Below are 18,905 nucleotides of genomic sequence, written 5' to 3' on the forward strand. Positions count from 1 at the left end.
TCAGATTCTCCTTTCAACAGCCAGCACGGCACTGCGGGCAACACTTCGGAGCAGCACGACTGCGGACGCGAGCGCGTAGACGCACCCAAGTACCAGCGCCGTCATGGCGATGAGGTAGCGGGGAAGGGTCACGTCGGCAAGCGCGATACCAGATGCGACGCCGAGCGCGAGTAGGGCCAGGCACATTTCGGCGAACCACTTGCCCCGCGCCACCTGTGCGAGCCGATGCCCGGCGAGCCGGCGAACGGTGATGAGCTGGGAGTGGCGAGCCGACCACATCGCTGCCGTCTGTACAAGGCCGACAAGGAGGCTCAGCAAGGTGATGACGAGCGCAATGATGCCGATTTGTGCTTCACGTAGGGCGTCGCGTTGTTGCTCGCGAAGCTCCGGCAACACGCGATCGACCGACACGGTGTAGGCATCCATGCCCGTTGCCCGCAAGGTATCGTGCGCAATGCCCGGATCGGACACCACGAGCCCACCGTTCGCCGCCAGGGCGATGAGCGCATCGCCGTTCAGCGTCTTGGCGACTCCATGAGGCAGGACGGCAAGAAGTGGATGATCGTTGGAAACGGCGAATGATGCCGCGGATGTTTGACCAAGAATCGGCACGTTGATGCCGCTGCCGACGTAGTACTTCACGTCGGTGAGGTCGGCACCCTCGCGTAACCAGGGTTCCATCGTGATGTCCATTTCAGACACCGCGGATTCCGGCGCACTGCTCAGACGGAGGCCCCTGCTTTTCAGTCGTTCGAACGTCGCCGCGTCGACGAGGACTAGATGTGAGTAGCCCCGGAGTGACTCGGATACCTCAAAACCGGAATCCAGGGGATAACTCACAAGTACGGCATTGCGCCGCTCGAGTTCAGACACCCACCGCGTTGCGGCCGCATTTGCGCCATCCCTCACCGTGTCTTCGTCGGCTACTGACGAAACACTCACCCTGGTGACATCTCCCAACGCGGCTGCATCGGCAATACGATCCCCGGTGTCGCGAGCTGAAGCATATGCATTCACCGCGATCGGCACGAGTGACGAGGCAATGACAAGGGCAATAACACGTAACGCGAGGCTGGACGCACCGAGCGAGTCGCGACCGATCGCCTCACGAGTAATAACCTGCACTCCGGGCTTAACAAGCCAACCCGCAGCCACGCAGAGAATGCCAAAAATGACAGTTATCGCCAACGTGACGACGAGTAGTTGACGGCAATAGCTAGAAAATCCTGATCCAGCAAATGTCAAAGCGCCCGCGACGACGGCGAGACATCCGCCGATGATGACACCACAGAACAATCGCCCCCAGCAGCTGCGGAAGTCTTCCGCTTCGAGGCGTGCACGCGACTGACCACTAATGAACCGCAACCCGCGCTCCCTCACGCGCGTTCCGTACCACGTTGTCACGCACGCCGCACCCAGAAGAAGCACGCTTAGTAGCCCTAGCCCTAACGACGTACGCACAATCCCCGCAAGGAAGACCCCCAACCCAGACTGGTCCTTATCGAAGGATATTCCGACGTTGTGGGCATTCGCCCAGCGAGCGAGAGTCTGTTGAGTAGCGGGGGACGAAGGTGTGAGGGCATATGAGCCGGACAGCGAGAGATCGCCGAGGTCACGCCCGCCAATTATCCGTGCAGGCCGGTCACGCAGTCCAGAATCCAGCACCTGCGCGTTTTTGCCAAAGCGATAGTAGACCACACGATCTCGACCAGAATCATCAATACGATACGCACTGACATGGGCAGCAGTCAGAGACCGATCCAGCGAATCGATAAGATCAGCCTTGTTTCCCGCGTCGACACCGACACTCAGCGTCGCAATAGTGTCGGTGCCGACGGGAAACACGGCAAGTCGCTGGATGAGGTCATACCGACAGATTAACCCGGCCACGCAAACGGCTAGGCAACCAACGATAACGAACAACCGGCGTATTCCGCGCATGACTTTGACCTCTTCCCTGAGGATCCCTAAAGGATATCACTCATTCGCGGATGTGCGCTCCAACTTTCCCTCATTGGACACCAGGTTAAGTAAAAACGGCACCCCACCTGCGGTTATGGAACATCGATGATGGCCAGCTTCGGGAGGGTAGCGATCAGATCCTGCGTTGCCATCGATACCGTGACCAGGCGCGGCACGAGGTCGGCAACGTAACTCGGGTTGTCGTGCTCGCGGCACCAGTCGTTGGGGTCGTTCCTGATCTGGGACTTCTTGTCGATGGTGACGCGGTAGCGGTCGATCATCCACTCCAGGGGGCTACGCCCGCCCACCATGTAGTCGTTGGCTGCGACTGGAATGCCCGTGAACGTCAGGTAGTCGTTATAGACCAGCGTCGTCAGGTCGCGCTGGCGGGCAGTGCCGCCCCACCGCAGCTTCTCCACCTTGTAGCGCCGCCACGGGTCATCCGGGGTCAGGGCCGACCACTGCTCGCACACCTGCGGGTGAGGCTCGACGCGCTCGTAGTTAACGTGGATATCCGCTAGCTGACGCCCAATCCGGGCATAATCGGCGAAACCGGAGACGAGGGGAATGCGCGGCAGCGCCTTCTTGAGATCGGCCTCGTAGCGCGAGCGATATTCGGGGTGATGCAGCAGCGCATAGGTGGCGAAGAAGATGTCTTCCTTTGTGATCCCGGCATCACCGTGGACGCAGCGATAAGTCTCGAGGGTCGCATCCGTAATGGCGTCCCTGCGCACGTAGCCGTCGCAGCGGCGCGGCACCCGCTCGCCGATCGGGCGGGCGAAGTCGAAGACGCCGCTGAACTCCTCAGCGTCCTCGGCGCGCTCGTCGATGAGGTCAAGCAGCGAGTCCCCCCCCCCCGCTGGCCTGTTCCCACGTATAGAGGGGGAAGCACTGGCACGCCGGGGTAAACGTGAGGTCGGGCAGTGCCCCGGTCATCAACGGCGCCCATTCGCGTCGGTAATCCGTGGGCACCGTAAGCGCCAAATTCGGTGTCAGCGCCGTTGGGTACAGCTGCGGCAGCTGATAAGTTCTCTCATTCAGTCGGCCAGACTGATCAACATACACCTGCTGCGACACAAAGGGGCGGTATACGGCAAGTTGAATATGCCCAGACAATGCCGTCGAGCGATTAGCACGGATGTCACCGACATTAATCGTGGCGATGCTTCCACGGGTCGAGTCATATGCGAGAACTCCACGGATTTGGGCAACCGTCGGGTTGTCGCCGAGAAGAGCCCTCACCCGCTCGCGTTCCTCGTTGAGATAGGTGACATGCGTGGCGATGTTTCGCTCGACGGCCTCACGCGAGAAGTTGTAACACCACGCGTCGCGGTTGGTCTTTAGACCATTCGTGTACTGCCGGAACATGCCCGGCGTCGTCGCCTTGCCCTTTGTCTCCTTGTCGCCGATCGGCTGATAGGTGGCATAGGCCTCGTCGCGTTGGTTGATCCAGTCGCCGTGCTCGTTTGGGGTGATCGGCTCGAAGCGGGTGCGGGCCAGTGATCGCGATCCCACCAGCGCGTCGAGCTTCTGCTGGGCGGTCAGGTAGTCGTCGACCTCGGTGTAGTGGATCGTCGCCGGGCCACTCGCGCCCGACTTCTTCACGAGGACAGTAACGGCGACACCGGTACGCGAACCTTCACCGAATACTCCCCCGCCTTCTTGGCGACGCGTTTCACCCTGAGTCCGCGCATTTCCACGCAGGTTGTATATATAGATGTCCGCGAATTCGTCCTGCCACGTCAGACGCACGCCGTCGGCCGTATTGCCGTCGATGAAGGCGTTGTTCGACACGAACGCGATGACGCCCTCGTCGCCGATGCGATCGGTCGCCCACCGCAGGGCCCGGAAGTACGAATCGTAGAGGCTGTTCTTGGATGTTCTTGTTCTGGCCGCTCGAGCACGCCGCATAGGTCTCGGTGATTCTGCCGTCCAGCCGGTCGTACTTCAGGTTCTGGTTGTTGTCATTCGCGCTGTTCTGCCCGGCCGAGTAGGGCGGGTTCATGACGACCACCCGGATCGGCGCAGCCTTCTGGCGCCTCGCGCGCTCGATGTTCGTCGCGAAGACGCCACCCTCGGCGATCGTCCCGTCATCCTCGTGCAGCTGGAACGTGTCCGTCAGGCTGATGCCGGGGAACTCGACGTAGCCCTCCCCCAGGCCGGCCTCGCGGCGCACCTCGCGGTAGACCTGCTCGATGTTGATGCTCGCGATGTAGTACGACAGCAACACGATCTCGTTGGCAAAGATCTCGCGCTCGTACTTGCGTGCTAAGGCGTCCGGCGGGATCAACCCCAGCTGGAGTAGGCGGGCGACGAACGTGCCCGTGCCGAGGAACGGTTCGATGATGGCGACGCCCTCGTCGGCCAGGTGTTTGTCGAAGTGGCGGTGTAGCGCGTCGTCGGCCGAGCGCAGGATGTAATCGACGATCTCCACCGGGGTAAAGACGATGCCCAGGCGGTCGCGCATCGACGGGAACGCCTTCGAGAAGAAGCGATCGTAAAGCGTGCGCATGATCTGTTGCTTGCCGGCCAGGCTATCGAGGGCGGTGATGCGGTCGACCATCGTCGCGTAGAACTTCTCCAGCGGCGCGCGCTCGTTGTCGAAGACCTGCGTCGTCGCCAACCGCGACAGGATCCCCTGCATCGCCCGCGACACGGGATTTTGCTGGGTGAACGTCTGATCCGGGAACATCGCGTCGAACAGCGGCTTCGTGATGATGTGCTGCGCGAGCATTTCGATCGCGGCGTCCTCGTCGATCTGCGGGTTCAAGGTGGAGCGTAGCCCGCCCAGAAACTCCTCGAAGGGCCTGCGGTTCGCCTCCTCGGCCAACAGATGCCGGATCAGGGCCATGTAGCGGGTGGCGATCTCGGAAATGTCGCGCGACCAGTCGTCCCAATACAGCCGCGTGCCCACCTTGCGCACGATCTTGGAATAGACGGCGTCCTTCCATTCCGAGGGCGCGAACGTCAGCTGCAACTGTTCGGGCGGGTCCTCCTGCCCGACATCAGTTCCCGGCATCGTGGGATCGTCGTCGCCGGCCGTTCCCCCGAACGGGTCGCGCGGTGTGGGGCTGGGCAGGTTGACGACGTCGACGATGATGTTCTCGGGATCCGCCGAGTTGTACTCGATGGCGTTGACCGCAGCGTCGAAGCGGTCGTCGTGGGCGCGGATCGCCTGCAACACCTGCCACACGACGGCGAACCGCTTGTTGTCGTTCAGCGCCGTCTCGGGTGTCGCGCCCATCGGCACCGCCACCGGCAAAATGATGTAACCGAATTCCTTGCCCTCGGCGCGACGCATGACGCGTCCCACCGCCTGAATGACGTCGACCTGCGACTTGCGGGGATTGAGGAACAGCACGGCGTCCAGCGTCGGCACGTCCACGCCCTCGCTCAGGCAGCGCGCGTTCGTGAGGATCCGGCACACCGGGCCGTCTGGCGCGTGCGGGTCCTCCTTCAGCCAGTCCAGGGCCTCGCCGCGGTCGATCGCGTTCATCGTGCCGTCGACGTGGCGGCACTGGACGTCGAGGTTGTCCGTCGCATCGTCGTTATCGAGATTGCGCAAGTAATCGCGCACGATCGTCGGGAACGCCTCCGCGATCTGCTTCGAGGACCTGATGTCCTTCGCGAACGCGACCGCGCGGCGCATCGGCGCAGTATCCGAGCCGTACTGGACGTCGAAGCGGCCGTTGTGGCGCTTGGCCAGGGCGTTCCAGCAGCCCGCGAGCTTCGCGGTCTCGGGCAGGGACAGCTCGCCGCAGGCGGCCGAGGCCTTTTGGCAGATCTCCGTCATCTGCTCCTCGGGGATTGCCAGCACAACGACCTTGTAGTCCGTCAGCAACCCGGCGGCGACGGCGTCGCCAAAGCCGAGGCGGTGGAACAGCGGGCCGAAGATCTCGCGGTCGTCCATCGAGGTGAGGACGGCGTCTCGCTCGCTCGCCGTGTTCTTCACCTTGTCGTTGAAGATCCGCGGCGTGGCCGTCATATACAGGCGCTTGGTTGCGGCGATGTAGCGGTCGTCGTGGACACGGACGAACGCCGATTCCTTCTCGCCCGCGACGGTGACGCCCGTCGTGCGATGAGCCTCATCGCAAATGATGAGGTCGAAGTCGCCCTCCCCCACCGGCAGCAATTCCTGCGCCGCGTGGACAACGTCGATCGACTGGTAGGTGGCGAAGACGACCTGTAGGCCCTCGGTGTCACGGTGGCCCTGCCAGGAGGCGGCCAGCTTGCGCGGGTCCGTGGTCGGCGGCACCTTCAGGTCGACCGTCGCGATGTCGGCGATGTCGTCGGCGCGGGCGCGCGAGCGGTTCACCTTTATGTCGGAGCACACCGACCACGCCGTGAAGACACCGGCGTATTCGCTGGCCCACTCGTGCAGCGTCTGCGACATGAGGGCCAGCGACGGAACGAAGAACGCGATGCGGGCGCGGCCCTGCCCGTCCTCCACGACATGACGCGCGATTTCCAGCGCGGTGAACGTCTTGCCCGTGCCGCACGCCATGACGAGGGTGCCGCGGTCATTGGCCTCGAATCCGGCAAGGACGTCGTTGACGGCGCGCACCTGGTGGTCGCGCGGGGTCTTGCGCGCCTGCGTTGCGATGGGAGCTGCCGTGCGGGTCTCGGGGTGGAAGGTCGTCCAGTCGATGTTCGACTGGCGCAGGTCGGCCCGGCCGATCCGGGTCAGCGGCTTCGCGGAGTCGCGCGCGGCCGCCTCGGCATTGCTCCCCCACGCCGTGTCGGAGGTCTCGACATACATCCGCCGTGTGAAGATCGCCGGTTCGGACGCGACGAGGAACGAGTCGATGTCGCGGCGCTGCACCGTGTGCCCTGCGGCGAACGCCTTGCACTGGATGGCTGTCGCCGGAGTCGACGCGTCCGGCTCACCGTTGGCGGGCATGTGCTCGTGCTCGATCGCCACGAGGTCGATGCCCGTATCGGGGCGCCCCTGCCGACCCGGCCAGTCGCGCCACGAATAGACGCGGGCAAACTGGCGACGCATCAGCGCATCGTGGGTGAGGTAGGCGCGGACGATGTCCTCGAACAGGTTGCCGTAGCCGCGCGTCGAGTCGGCCTCCGCTCGCGCGGCGTTCAACACGTCGTCAAACGCCTGCGCGGATCGGCCCGCGACGTGTCCGGCATCCAGGGCAACACCGGGGGATGCAGCAGCGCACATAGCAACTCCTTCGCGACGAGGGGACGCTCGCATTGTCTCACGCCGTGACCCGCCATCGACGGCTCCCGGTCGATCGCGAACCGCCGCACCTAGCTCACAATCGAAGTGCCGCGCATACGCGAGGGCCCCGGAAGCCGAAACTTCCGGGGCCCTCGAGGCGCACAGACCGTGCGGTCTACTTGGCCTTTTCGATGATCTCCATGACGCGCCAGCGCTTGGTCTTCGACAGCGGCCGGGTCTCCATGATGCGAACGAGGTCGCCGATGCCACACTCGTTGTTCTCGTCATGGGCCTTCACGCGCTTGTTGCGACGCATGACCTTGCCGTAGAGGGCGTGCTTGACGCGGTCCTCCAGCTCGACCGTGACGGTCTTGTCCATCTTGTCGCTCACGACGTAGCCGCGGCGAACCTTGCGGTGATTACGTTCAGTCGTCTCCGCCATGATTACTCCTTCGGCTCCGGTGCGGTGCGGATCCCCAGCTCGCGCTCGTGCGCGATCGTGTAGATCCGCGCGATATCGCGGCGCAGCGTCGCCATCCGGCCGCGGTCCTCGCCGGCACCCGTGGCCAGCGCGAAACGCAGGTTGAACAGCTCGGTCTTCGCCTTCTCGAGCTCCTGGGCGAGCTGCTCATCGTCCATGACGTCGAGCTGGGCCGTGGTCAGTCCCTTATTCGCCATTACTGATCACCACCCTCACGAGTGACAAAACGAGTCTTCATCGGCAGCTTGTACTGGGCGCGACGCATGGCCTCTCGCGCGACGTTCTCGGGAACGCCAGCGAGCTCGAACATGACGCGGCCCGGCTTGACGGGGGCAACCCACCACTCGGGCGAACCCTTACCGGAACCCATGCGGGTTTCGGCCGGCTTCTTCGTGAGCGGGCGGTCCGGGAAAATGTTGATCCAGACCTTACCGCCACGCTTGATGTAGCGGGTCATCGCGATACGCGCGGCCTCGATCTGACGGTTCGTGACGTAGGCGTGCTCCAGAGCCTGGATGCCAAAGTCGCCGAACGAGATCTCGGTGCCGCCCTTCGCCATGCCCTTGCGGGACGGGCGGTGCTGCTTGCGGAACTTGGTCCTACGAGGGATGAGCACGTCTCACTCCTCCGATCCGGTGGTCTCGGGCGTCGACGCGGGGACGGTGGCCTCCGTCGTCTCGGCCGGCTTCTCGGCGGCGGCACCCTGGCCACCGCGGTTGCCGCCGCGGCCTCCGCCGCGACGCTGGTCGCCACCGCGGCCACGACCGCGGCCACGGCGATCCCCGCCACGGCCTCCACGGCCACGCTGAGCGGCCTCGGCCTGCTGGCGCGCGAACTCGGACTCGGTGATGTCGCCCTTGTAGATCCACACCTTCACGCCGATGCGGCCGTACGTCGTGCGGGCCTCAAAGAAGCCGTAGTCGATGTAGGCGCGCAGCGTGTGCAGCGGAACGCGACCCTCGCGGTAGAACTCCGAGCGCGACATTTCCGCCCCGCCCAGACGACCCGAGCACTGCACGCGGATGCCCTGCGCACCGGCGCCCAGCGCCGACTGGATTCCACGGCGCATCGCGCGGCGGAAGGACACGCGGGCGGCGAGCTGCTCGGCGATGCCCTGGGCAACGAGCTGAGCGTCGATCTCGGGGCGCTTGACCTCGAGGATGTTCAACTGAACCTGCTTGCCCGTGAGCTTTTCGAGCTTCGCGCGCAGCTTGTCGGCCTCGGTGCCACGGCGACCGATCACAATGCCCGGGCGGGCCGTGTGCAGGTCGACGCGGACGCGGTCGCGCGTGCGCTCGATGTCGATCTTCGAAATACCCGCGCGCTCCAGCTGGTCTTCCATCATCTTGCGGATCTTGACGTCTTCCGCAACGAAGTCGGAGTAACGCTGACCCGGGGTGGTCGAATCAGCAAACCAACGGGAACGGTGGTCGGTGGTAATACCCAGCCGGAACCCGGTGGGGCTAACCTTCTGTCCCATTACTCGTTCCCTTCCTTGTCATCGTCGCTGGCCACGACGATCGTGACGTGGCTCGTGCGCTTGAGGATCGCGCCGGCACGCCCCTGGGCGCGCGGGCGGAACCGCTTCATCGTCGGGCCCTCGTCGACGTAGGCGGCCTTGACAACCAAATCCTTGGCGTCAACGCTCAGCCCGTCGCGAGTAGCCAGATCCTGCGCGTTGGCCATCGCCGAGTGCAGCACCTTACGAACGTCCACGGCGACCCGCTGGGGCGCGAAACGAAGGATGTCGTAGGCCTCGAGAGCACGCTTGCCGCGAATCTCGTTCACGACGCGGCGCGTCTTCTGCGGCGTGGAGCGCACATAGCGCGCTTGCGCCTTGGCTTCCATCTTTTGCCTCACTTCTTCCAGATACGGGCCACCGTCAGCGACGGCGGGCCTTACGGTCGTCCTTGTCGTGGCCGCGGTAGGTACGCGTGGGAGCGAACTCGCCGAGCTTGTGGCCAATCATGTTCTCGGTAACGTAGACCGGCACATGCTTGCGACCGTCGTGCACCGCGATCGTGTGACCGATGAAGTCCGGGGTAATCATCGACCGGCGCGACCACGTCTTAATGACGCTCTTCTTGTTGGCGTCGTTCATCGCGTCGACCTTCTTCATCAGGTGGTCGTCGACGAACGGGCCCTTCTTCAGGCTACGTGGCATAGCTGTCTCCCCCTATCAGCGCTTCTTGCCGGTCTTGCGGCGACGCACGATGAGGCGGTCGCTCGCCTTGTTCGGACGACGGGTGCGGCCCTCGGGCTTACCCCACGGGCTGACCGGGTGGCGGCCACCGGAGGTACGACCCTCACCACCACCGTGCGGGTGGTCGACCGGGTTCATGACGACACCGCGGACCTTCGGGCGACGTCCCTTCCAGCGCATGCGGCCGGCCTTACCCCAGTTGATGTTGCCCTGCTCGGCGTTGCCGACCTCGCCGATCGTGGCGCGGCACGCCACCTCGACGTTGCGGATTTCGCCCGAGGGCATACGCAGCTGGGCGTACTTGCCTTCCTTGGCGACGAGCTGAACCGAGACACCCGCGGAGCGGGCGATCTTGGCGCCGCCACCGGGGCGCAGCTCGACGGCGTGGATGACGGTACCGAGCGGGATGTGACGCAGCGGCAGGTTGTTGCCGGGCTTGATATCGGCGCCGGGGCCCTGCTCGATGCGGTCACCCTGCTTGATCTTCGCCGGAGCGAGGATGTAGCGCTTGTCGCCATCGGCGTAGTGCAGCAGCGCGATGTTGGCCGTGCGGTTGGGGTCGTACTCGATGTGAGCGACCTTGGCGGGAACGCCGTCCTTGTCCGCGCGGCGGAAGTCGATGAGGCGGTAGGCGCGCTTGTGGCCACCACCGCGGTGACGCGAGGTCACGCGACCGTACGAGTTGCGGCCACCCGACTTCGACAGCGGACGAACCAGCGACTTCTCGGGGTGGGAGCGGGTCAGCTCGGAAAAGTCCGAGACCGACGAGCCGCGCCGGCCCGGCGTCGTGGGCTTGTACTTACGAATTGCCATAGTTCACTTCACCCCTCAGGCGACGGTCTCGCCGAAGATATCGATGGTGCCCTCGCGGAGGGTAACAATGGCGCGCTTGGTGTCCTTACGCTTGCCGTAACCCGTGCGGGTACGCACGCGCTTGCCCTGGCGCTTCACCGTGTTGATCTTCGCAACCTTGACATCGAAGAGCTTTTCGATGGCGATACGGATCTCGGTCTTGTTCGCGTCCGGGGCGACCTCGAACGTGTACTTGCCATTGTCGATGAGGCCGTAGGCCTTTTCCGACACGATCGGGCGGACAATGATGTCGCGCGGATTCCTCGAAGATTCCAGGCTCATGACTTAGGCCTCCTCTTCCGAACGGGCGCTGCGGCCGCGGTTGATGAAGTCGTCCAGGCCCGTCTTCGTGAACACCACGTGCTCGGAGTTGAGCACGTCGTAGGTGTTGAGCTGGTCGGCGAACAGCAGGTGGACCTGCGGGAGGTTGCGCACCGACAGCCCCTGAACCGTGGCGTCAGAGCGGCCGAGGACGACGAGGACGCGACGGTTCTCGGCGATGCGCTCGACGGCGACGCGGCCGGCCTTGGTCGACGGGGTCTCGCCACCGACGAACGCCGTGACGGCGTGGATGCGACCGTTGCGGGCGCGGTCCGACAGGGCGGAGCGCAGCGCGGCGGCCTTCATCTTCTTGGGGGTCTTCTGCGAGTAGTCGCGCGGCTTGGGGCCGTGGACGACGCCACCGCCACGCCAGTGCGGCGCGCGGATCGAACCCTGGCGGGCGCGGCCGGTGCCCTTCTGGCGCCACGGCTTGCGACCACCACCGCGGACCTCGCCGCGGGTCTTGGTCGAGTGGGTGCCCTGGCGGGCCGCGGCCAGCTGGGCCACGACGACCTGGTGCATCAGCGGGATGTTCAGCTCGACATCGAAGATCTCGGCGGGCAGCTCGACAGACTCGCTGACCTTGCCCTCGACATCGATAACGTCAATATTCAGGCTCATGATCACGCACCCTTCGCTGCGGTACGGACCAGCACGATGCCGCCCTTGGGGCCGGGAATGGCACCCGTGAGCAGGAGGACGCCCTTGTCGACGTCGGCAGCCTGGACCGTCAAGTTTTGGATGGTACGACGCTTGTTACCCATGCGCCCAGCCATGCGCAGCCCCTTGAACACGCGACCCGGGGTGGCGCACGCGCCAATCGAACCCGGCTTGCGGTGGTTGCGGTGGGCACCGTGCGAGGCGGAAACGCCGGCGAAGCCGTGGCGCTTCATGACACCCGCGAAGCCCTTGCCCTTGGTCGTGCCCGTGACGTCGACCTTGGTGCCGGCCTCGAACGTGTCGGCAGCCAGTTCCTGACCGAGCGTGTATTCGGCGGCGTCGGACGTGCGGACCTCGACGACGTGGCGGCGAGGCGTAACCCCGGCCTTGTCAAAGTGGCCGGCCAGCGGCTTCGTCACCTTGCGCTTGTCGATCTCGCCAAACGCCAGCTGGATCGCTTCGTAACCGTCGGTCTCGACAGAGCGAATCTGCGAGATGACGTTCTTATCAACCTGCACGACGGTGATCGGAACGAGCTTACCGTCCTCGTCCCAGATCTGCGTCATGCCGAGCTTGCGGCCGAGAAGTGCCTTAACCGGCACTGCGGCAGCCTGCTTCGTATCTGTGCTCATTGCGCAGTTCCTCAGAGTTTGATCTCGATGTCGACGTCAGCGGGCAGGTCGAGGTGCATAAGCGAGTCGACTGCCTTGGGCGTCGGGTCATAGATGTCGATCAGCCGCTTGTGCGTGCGCTGTTCAAAGTGCTCGCGGCTGTCCTTGTACTTGTGGGGTGACCGAATGACGCAGTACACGTTCTTCTCGGTCGGCAGAGGCACCGGACCCACAACGGTGGCGCCGGCGCGCTGGACTGTATCCACGATCTTGCGAGCTGAGTTGTCGATGACCTCGTGGTCGTACGACTTCAGCCGGATGCGGATCTGCTGTCCCGCCATGCCGTTCTCCTGTTCGTTACTTCTCGTGTCAGACTCCGGTCCCCGCTTCCGGGCGTGTCGCGAGCTGAGCCGCAACATCCCCGGAGGGAAAACCGGGATTGTGACTGCCGAAGGCGCCCACACTCAATGTGCAGACCCGAGGCGATCCGCCTGAGCGCGTATGCGCGGCGGCGGCCAGGCCTGCGGAGCCAAGAATCAACTCTAGCAGCGTCGCCGAGCGAGACGCCAGCCGCGGGTCCTGTGAAGGCCCCCACGCCCCTTAGAGCGAACGCAAGAATGCCGAGGTGTAGACGACCTTCAGCGACAGCCGCTCCCACTGGTTGAGCGACTGCGTGGAATTGGGCTCGCCGGTGTAGGCAAGTTCGCGCATCGTCAGGCACTGACGGGTGAACTGGCGGATGGCCGCAACCCCGTGGCGAACGCCGGTACCCGTGTCGCGAGACCCCCGCACCGGCGCATTCCACGCACCCCACAGCATATGATAGCCGTCGTTGATCGACACGAAGCTGGCGGTGGACGCGCACGCGACGTAGTTGGCTAGCGCCATGTCTTCGGTAAAGATCTGCATGCCGTAGCAGTATTGCGAATGCGCGATCTCGGTGGTTACCTCGTCGACCTGGTCGAAGGGCTCGACAATGAGGACGGGGCCGTAGGTCTCTTCCGAGTAAGCCAGCGCATCTTCGGGCACGTCGAGGAGGATCGTCGGCTCGTGGAACCACGGCCCCAGCTCCGGGCGGGGATTGCCGCCGCAGAGGATGTCGGCGCCCAGCGACAGTGCATCGACCGTGTGGTTGCGCACGCGGTCAAAGCGCGCCTGCGAATAGGCCGAACCCATCGTCGCCGTGTGATCGTAGGTGGCACCGGGGACAATGCGGCGTTCGACGAGCGAGCGCAGCTTGCGAATGAAGTCGGGATACAGGCCACGGTCGACGTGAACCTTCTCGATATGGACCGACGAATAACCCGCGTTCATGAAGGCCTGCCAGGCGACCGAGCGCACGGCGACCTCGAGGTTGGCGTCGGCCATGACGACCGAGTGATTTTTTACCGACATATACATCGTCGTGCCGACGGTCGCGTCGAGACACTGTTGCTGCAATGATACGCCCGTCGCCGTGTTACCGATGTAGACGACGTGGTCGAACAGGTCGATGTGGGCGCGACCGAGATCTGTCGAGTGGGCGGGCAGGACCTGCCATGCTCCATGCGGCAGCCCGGCGGCCTCGGCCAGTTCGAGCACCGCCATCGACACGGGATAGGCCTGCGCGGGAACGAACTGGATGACGGAGTTGCCGGCGGCGAGGATCGGCGCGATATCGACCGCGCCATAGGAAAGCATGTAGTCGGACAGCGTAAAGGCAGCAACGGTTCCCAGCGGCAGCGAATCCTTGCGCAGTCGCGACACGAAAGGAATGGCGCCGTGCGAGAACTCCGACATCGACATGCGCTTGACGAACTGGGCATATTGCGACGCCGAGTTAAACGTGTCCTGGAACTGGTCAAACGCATCGAATCGAGACTGCCCACCAAAAACCTGGAGCAGACGAATGAGTTTCTCGCGATGCGTCTTCACGAGAGTCGCGAAATCGCGGAATACCCGCCAGCGTTCGATCTGGGTCAGCCCCCACCAGCGCACTTGCGCCTCGTGGGCGACCTCAACGGCGCGAACGACGTCGCTGGGGGCGGCCGTCGGGAATTCGCATAGCTCCTCCCCCGTCCAAATCTGGACGGCCTGCGCCGGCGCACCGGAGAATGCCTGCGCGGGCGAGGTCACCCGCGCCAGGAACTCGGGCGGCACTCCGGTAGGAATCATCGTGGCTCCGATCTGCTCTGAGCGGCCATATGTGAGAAGCACTCACATTTTACGCAAACACGTGCCCGGCCAAAAGAAGACGGGTCCGATGTGATGAACACATCGGACCCGTCTGTCAGGTTAAGACGCGAGTCTAGATCAGAGATCGATCTTCGTCACGCGGCCCGAACCAACGGTGCGGCCACCCTCGCGGATAGCGAAGCCGAGGCCGACCTCCATGGCGATGGGCTGGATCAGCTCGACCGAGATCTCGGTCGTGTCGCCGGGCATAACCATCTGCGTGTCCTCGGGCAGCGTGATGACGCCCGTGACGTCCGTCGTGCGGAAGTAGAACTGCGGACGGTAGTTCGAGAAGAACGCCTTGTGACGGCCGCCCTCTTCCTTCTTCAGGATGTAGACCTGGCCCTCGAACTTCGTGTGCGTCGTGACCGAGCCGGGGGCGCAGATGACCTGGCCGCGCTCGACCTCTTCGCGCTTGATGCCGCGCAGCAGCAGACCGGAGTTGTCGCCGGCCTGGCACTCGTCCTGCATCTTGTGGAAGGTCTCGATACCGGTGACCGTGGTGTGCTGCGGGGCGCGGATACCGAGGATGTCGACCTCGGAGTTGACCGCGAGCTTACCGCGCTCGACACGGCCGGTGACGACGGTGCCGCGACCGGTGATCGTGAAGACGTCCTCAACGGGCATGAGGAACGGCTTGTCGAGGTCACGCTCGGGCTCGGGGATGTAGGTGTCGACAGCTTCCATGAGCTCTTCGACCTTGCCGGTCCACTCGGGGTCACCCTCGAGGGCCTTGAGAGCCGAGACGCGGACGACGGGGGCGTTCTCGCCGTCGAACTCCTGCGAGGAGAGCAGGTCACGGACCTCTTCCTCAACCAGTTCGAGCATCTCTTCGTCGTCAACCATGTCGGACTTGTTCAGGGCGACCAGGATGGCGGGAACGCCCACCTGGCGGGCCAGCAGAACGTGCTCACGGGTCTGAGCCATCGGGCCGTCGGTGGCGGCGACAACGAGGATCGCGCCGTCCATCTGAGCCGCACCGGTGATCATGTTCTTGATGTAGTCGGCGTGGCCGGGGGCGTCGACGTGGGCGTAGTGACGCTTCTCGGTCTCGTACTCAACGTGGGAGACGTTGATCGTGATACCGCGGTCGCGCTCCTCGGGAGCGTTGTCGACCTGGTCGAACGGGGTGAACTCGTTGAGCTCGGGGTACTTGTCGTGAAGCACCTTGGTGATCGCCGCGGTCAGCGTCGTCTTGCCGTGGTCAACGTGACCGATGGTGCCGACGTTCACGTGCGGCTTGGTGCGTTCAAACTTGGCCTTCGCCACTTGTGTCCTCCTGGACTCGGGTAGTTTGTCTCTCGCCTCAGATCGTAACATCACCGGGCGAGCGATCTCCTACGGGTTATTTATCTCACTTGGGGTAGTGGGTGAGGTGTCGGACACCGCACCCGTATCAATCACTCGCCCCGCGAAGCCGCGATGATCTCCTCCGCGACGGAACGCGGAACCTCATCGTAGCTATCGAACTGCATGGTGTACACGGCGCGTCCCTGGGTCTTGGAACGCAGGTCGCCGACGTAGCCGAACATCTCGGACAACGGCACCTTGGCCTTGAGCTCCTTGACGCCGTTGACATCATTCATGCCCTGAATGTTGCCGCGGCGCGCCGTCAGGTCGCCCATGACGTCGCCCATGTACTCCTCGGGGGTGCGGACCTCGACAGCCATGATCGGCTCGAGCAGCACCGGCTTGGCGCGCTTGGCGCCTTCCTTGAGAACCATCGAACCGGCGATCTTGAACGCCATTTCCGAGGAGTCGACTTCGTGGTAGGCGCCGTCGAGCAGCGTCGCCTTGATGCCGACCATCGGGTAACCGGCGAGAACACCGGTCTCCATGGCGTCCTGGATGCCCGCGTCGACCGAGGGGATGTATTCGCGCGGAATGCGGCCACCGGTGACCTGGTTGTCGAAGGCGTACTGCTCTTCGGCATCGGTGGGCAGCGGCTCGAAGGTGACCTGCACCTTCGCGAACTGACCCGAACCACCCGTCTGCTTCTTGTGGGTGTATTCGACGTTCTCGACCTTCTTGCGAATGGTCTCGCGGTAGGCAACCATCGGCGCACCGACGTTGGCCTCGACGTGGAACTCGCGCTTCATGCGGTCGACGAGGACGTCGAGGTGGAGCTCGCCCATACCGCCGATGACGGTCTGGCCGGTCTCGGCGTCGAGGTTGACCGTGAAGGTCGGGTCCTCTTCGGCGAGCTTCTGGATGGCGACGCCCAGCTTCTCCTGGTCGGCCTTCGTCTTGGGCTCGATGGCGACGTGGATAACCGGATCCGGGAACGTCATCGACTCGAGGATGATCGGCTTGTCCTGCGCGCACAGGGTGTCGCCGGTCGTCGTGTCCTTCAGGCCGATGAACGCGTAGATGTTACCCGCGTGGGCAACGTCGACGGGGTTCTCCTTGTTGGAGTGCATCTGGAACATCTTGCCGATGCGCTCACGGCGACCCTTCGTCGCGTTCTGAACGGTCGAGCCGGCTTCGGCCTTGCCCGAGTAGACGCGCACGTAGGTGAGCTTGCCGTAGAACGGGTGAGCCGCGACCTTGAACGCCAGAGCCGAGAAGGGCTCGTCGTCCGACGGCTTGCGGGTCAGGGTCTTCTCCTCGTCGCCGACGGCCGTGCCCTCGACGTCGGGGACGTCGGTGGGGGCCGGCAGGAACGAGATGACGCCGTCGAGCATGGGCTGGACGCCCTTGTTCTTGAAGGCGGAACCCGCGTAGACCGGGTAGATCTCGCCGGCCAGAACCTGGGCGCGGATGCCCTGCTTGATCTGGTCGAGGGTGAGCTCGCGGAGAGTCGAGGTAGGTCTCCATGAGCTCCTCGGAGCCCTCGGCGGCCTTCTCGACGAGGGCCTCGCGGTACTCGTCGGCCTTGTCGCGCAGCTCGGCCGGGATCTCTTCCTCAACGAGGACGGCGCCGAGGGTGTCGTTGCCCAACTCGTCCTTTTCGGGGAAGCGGATGGCCTTCATGGTCAGCAGGTCGATGACGCCCGAGAAGTCGTTCTCGGCGCCGATCGGCAGCGTGATGACGACGGGCTCGGCGTGGAGGCGATCGCGGATCGTCTGGACCGAGTAGTCGAAGTCGGCGCCCAGCTTGTCCATCTTGTTGATGAAGCAGATGCGCGGGACGTTGTACTTGTCGGCCTGGCGCCACACGGTCTCGGACTGGGGCTCAACGCCCTCCTTGCCGTCGAAGACCGCGACGGCACCGTCGAGGACGCGCAGCGAGCGCTCGACCTCGACCGTGAAGTCGACGTGGCCGGGCGTATCGATGATGTTGATCTGGTGTTCTTTCCAGAAGCAGGTCGTCGCGGCCGACGTGATCGTGATGCCGCGCTCCTTCTCCTGCTCCATCCAGTCCATCGTGCCGGCGCCGTCGTGGGTCTCGCCGATCTTGTAGTTGATGCCGGTGTAGTAGAGGATGCGCTCCGACACGGTCGTCTTACCGGCATCGATGTGGGCCATGATGCCGATGTTGCGAACCTTGCCGAGGTCCTTGAGAACTTCTAATGCCACAAATGTTCCTTAAACTCGTGGTGGAGTTTCTCGCCCGCCGGGATTACCAGCGGTAGTGGGCGAAGGCCTTGTTCGACTCGGCCATCTTGTGCGTGGTCTCACGACGGCGAACCGCGGCACCCAGGCCGTTGGACGCGTCGAGGATCTCGTTCATCAGTCGCTCGGTCATCGTCTTCTCGCGACGCTCGCGCGAGTAGTCGACGAGCCAGCGCAGCGCCAGGGTCGTCGCGCGCGAGGGGCGCACCTCGACCGGGATCTGGTAGGTCGCGCCACCGACGCGGCGGGAGCGAACCTCGAGCGCGGGACGGATGTTGTCGAGCGCGCGCTTGAGAACGGAGACGGGTTCCTGGTTCGTCTTCTCGCGAACGCCCTCGAGGGCGTTGTAGACGATGCGCTCGGCCAGCGACTTCTTGCCGTCGAGCAGCACGCGGTTGACCAGCTGGGAGACGAGGGTCGACTCGTAGACGGGGTCGACAGCGAGCGGGCGCTTGGGAGCGGGGCCCTTACGAGGCATTACTTCTTCTCCTTCTTTGCGCCGTACTTCGAGCGGCCCTGCTGGCGATCACGCACACCCTGCGTGTCCAGCGCGCCGCGGACGATGTGGAAACGGACACCGGGCAGGTCCTTCACACGACCACCGCGAACGAGCACGATCGAGTGCTCCTGGAGGTTGTGGCCCTCGCCGGGGATGTACGCGGTGACCTCGATACCCGAGGACAGGCGCACACGGGCGACCTTCCGCAGGGCCGAGTTCGGCTTCTTCGGGGTGGTCGTGTACACGCGGGTGCACACGCCACGACGCTGAGGCGAGCCCTTGAGGGCGCGAGTCTTCGACTTCGCGACCTTCGAGCTGCGCCCCTTACGGACGAGCTGCTGGATTGTAGGCACTACTTCTCCGTCTTTCTG

General features: G+C 64.2%; 19 protein-coding genes and 1 pseudogene. All 20 read right to left on the reverse strand.

The window, feature by feature from the left end:
• Positions 1-1,845, reverse strand: coding sequence for a hypothetical protein (locus H8R18_RS06580; protein ID WP_191071265.1), 1,845 nt, complete (start codon positions 1,843-1,845; stop codon positions 1-3).
• 209 nt (positions 1,846-2,054) lie between these two features.
• Positions 2,055-2,720: a type ISP restriction/modification enzyme gene (locus H8R18_RS09600; protein ID WP_265087366.1), complete on the reverse strand. Its 666-nt coding sequence runs from the start codon at positions 2,718-2,720 to the stop codon at positions 2,055-2,057.
• A gap of 76 nt (positions 2,721-2,796) precedes the next feature.
• Positions 2,797-3,756, reverse strand: a complete 960-nt coding sequence (locus H8R18_RS09605; protein WP_265087367.1) for a type ISP restriction/modification enzyme — start codon at positions 3,754-3,756, stop codon at positions 2,797-2,799.
• Positions 3,638-7,138 carry a restriction endonuclease gene (locus H8R18_RS06585; RefSeq protein WP_227712779.1) on the reverse strand — a complete coding sequence of 1,167 codons (3,501 nt, stop codon included), beginning with the start codon at positions 7,136-7,138 and terminating at the stop codon, positions 3,638-3,640. Before H8R18_RS06585 ends, H8R18_RS09605 begins: the two co-directional genes overlap by 119 nt.
• 175 nt (positions 7,139-7,313) lie before the next feature.
• On the reverse strand, positions 7,314-7,580 hold the full coding sequence (rpsQ, locus tag H8R18_RS06590; RefSeq protein WP_191071266.1) for a 30S ribosomal protein S17: 267 nt from the start codon (positions 7,578-7,580) through the stop codon (positions 7,314-7,316).
• 2 nt (positions 7,581-7,582) lie between these two features.
• Positions 7,583-7,816, reverse strand: coding sequence for a 50S ribosomal protein L29 (gene rpmC / locus H8R18_RS06595; RefSeq protein ID WP_191071267.1), 234 nt, complete (start codon positions 7,814-7,816; stop codon positions 7,583-7,585).
• Entirely contained in the window at positions 7,816-8,235 is a 420-nt protein-coding gene (gene rplP / locus H8R18_RS06600; RefSeq protein WP_191071268.1) for a 50S ribosomal protein L16, read from the reverse strand. The genes rpmC and rplP overlap by 1 nt, the downstream gene beginning before the upstream one ends.
• A 3-nt stretch (positions 8,236-8,238) precedes the next feature.
• Entirely contained in the window at positions 8,239-9,099 is an 861-nt protein-coding gene (gene rpsC / locus H8R18_RS06605; RefSeq protein WP_191071269.1) for a 30S ribosomal protein S3, read from the reverse strand.
• Positions 9,099-9,467, reverse strand: a complete 369-nt coding sequence (rplV, locus tag H8R18_RS06610) for a 50S ribosomal protein L22 (RefSeq protein ID WP_191071270.1) — start codon at positions 9,465-9,467, stop codon at positions 9,099-9,101. Before rplV ends, rpsC begins: the two co-directional genes overlap by 1 nt.
• A gap of 34 nt (positions 9,468-9,501) precedes the next feature.
• Entirely contained in the window at positions 9,502-9,783 is a 282-nt protein-coding gene (gene rpsS / locus H8R18_RS06615) for a 30S ribosomal protein S19 (protein WP_191071271.1), read from the reverse strand.
• 15 nt (positions 9,784-9,798) lie between these two features.
• A complete protein-coding gene (rplB, locus tag H8R18_RS06620) occupies positions 9,799-10,635 on the reverse strand; it encodes a 50S ribosomal protein L2 (protein ID WP_191071272.1) in 837 nt (278 codons plus the stop codon).
• Positions 10,636-10,650: 15 nt separating this feature from the next.
• Positions 10,651-10,956 (reverse strand): 50S ribosomal protein L23, encoded by a 306-nt coding sequence (rplW, locus tag H8R18_RS06625; protein ID WP_191071273.1) that lies wholly within the window; start codon positions 10,954-10,956, stop codon positions 10,651-10,653.
• 3 nt (positions 10,957-10,959) lie between these two features.
• Positions 10,960-11,616, reverse strand: coding sequence for a 50S ribosomal protein L4 (gene rplD, locus H8R18_RS06630; RefSeq protein ID WP_191071274.1), 657 nt, complete (start codon positions 11,614-11,616; stop codon positions 10,960-10,962).
• 2 nt (positions 11,617-11,618) lie between these two features.
• On the reverse strand, positions 11,619-12,287 hold the full coding sequence (gene rplC / locus H8R18_RS06635) for a 50S ribosomal protein L3 (protein WP_191071275.1): 669 nt from the start codon (positions 12,285-12,287) through the stop codon (positions 11,619-11,621).
• 11 nt (positions 12,288-12,298) lie between these two features.
• On the reverse strand, positions 12,299-12,607 hold the full coding sequence (gene rpsJ / locus H8R18_RS06640; protein ID WP_191071276.1) for a 30S ribosomal protein S10: 309 nt from the start codon (positions 12,605-12,607) through the stop codon (positions 12,299-12,301).
• A gap of 259 nt (positions 12,608-12,866) precedes the next feature.
• Positions 12,867-14,420: an aldehyde dehydrogenase family protein gene (locus H8R18_RS06645; protein WP_194189202.1), complete on the reverse strand. Its 1,554-nt coding sequence runs from the start codon at positions 14,418-14,420 to the stop codon at positions 12,867-12,869.
• 138 nt (positions 14,421-14,558) lie between these two features.
• Entirely contained in the window at positions 14,559-15,749 is a 1,191-nt protein-coding gene (gene tuf / locus H8R18_RS06650) for an elongation factor Tu (RefSeq protein WP_191071278.1), read from the reverse strand.
• A gap of 131 nt (positions 15,750-15,880) precedes the next feature.
• Positions 15,881-17,999: pseudogene (fusA, locus tag H8R18_RS06655) on the reverse strand (elongation factor G).
• 43 nt (positions 18,000-18,042) lie between these two features.
• Positions 18,043-18,513, reverse strand: a complete 471-nt coding sequence (gene rpsG, locus H8R18_RS06660; RefSeq protein ID WP_191071280.1) for a 30S ribosomal protein S7 — start codon at positions 18,511-18,513, stop codon at positions 18,043-18,045.
• The gene (gene rpsL, locus H8R18_RS06665) at positions 18,513-18,887 is read right to left on the reverse strand and encodes a 30S ribosomal protein S12 (RefSeq protein ID WP_191071281.1); all 375 of its coding nucleotides are present in this window, start codon (positions 18,885-18,887) and stop codon (positions 18,513-18,515) included. The genes rpsG and rpsL overlap by 1 nt, the downstream gene beginning before the upstream one ends.
• Positions 18,888-18,905: the final 18 nt, after the last annotated feature.

The organism is Nanchangia anserum, from assembly GCF_015240065.1.
Taxonomy (GTDB): Bacteria; Actinomycetota; Actinomycetes; order Actinomycetales; family Actinomycetaceae; genus Nanchangia; species Nanchangia anserum.